This window comes from Tritonibacter litoralis (genome assembly GCF_009496005.1).
GTDB classification, from domain to species: domain Bacteria; phylum Pseudomonadota; class Alphaproteobacteria; order Rhodobacterales; family Rhodobacteraceae; genus Epibacterium; species Epibacterium litoralis.
Window position 1 is genome coordinate 1 of the sequence record NZ_WIBF01000054.1, and the last position, 551, is coordinate 551.

Here is a 551-nt window from a genome sequence, read left to right on the forward strand (position 1 = left end):
CTGATGGAAAAGACAGTCAATCAAAAGGCCTGGTTCCTGATCCTTCCGGTTCTGATCCTGGTCGCGTTTTCGGCGGTGATCCCGTTGATGACGGTTGTGAATTACTCGGTTCAGGACACATTCGGCAACAACCAGTTCTTCTGGGCCGGTCTCGAATGGTTCGAAGAGATGCTGCATTCGGAACGGATGTGGGATGCTTTGGGTCAGCAGCTGATGTTCTCGGGCATTATTCTGGCGATTGAAATTCCGCTGGGAATTTTTGTGGCGCTGAACATGCCGAAATCGGGCTTCTGGTCAAGCTTCTGCCTGGTTCTGATGTCACTGCCTTTGCTGGTTCCGTGGAACGTGGTGGGCACCATCTGGCAGATCTTTGGCCGCGTGGACATTGGTCTGTTGGGCTATACGCTGGATGCGCTGGGGATCAATTATAACTATACCCAAGACACCTTTGCGGCCTGGGCCACCATCATTGTGATGGATGTCTGGCACTGGACCTCGCTGGTGGCGCTGTTGGCTTTTGCCGGTCTGAAATCGATCCCCGACGCCTATTA

General features: G+C 53.4%; 1 protein-coding gene. It reads left to right on the forward strand.

All coding sequences use genetic code 11. The features are described from left to right. Positions 1 to 3: 3 nt before the first annotated feature. On the forward strand, positions 4 to 551 hold a 548-nt coding region (locus GFB49_RS20955; protein ID WP_194269445.1), incomplete at its 3' end, for a carbohydrate ABC transporter permease.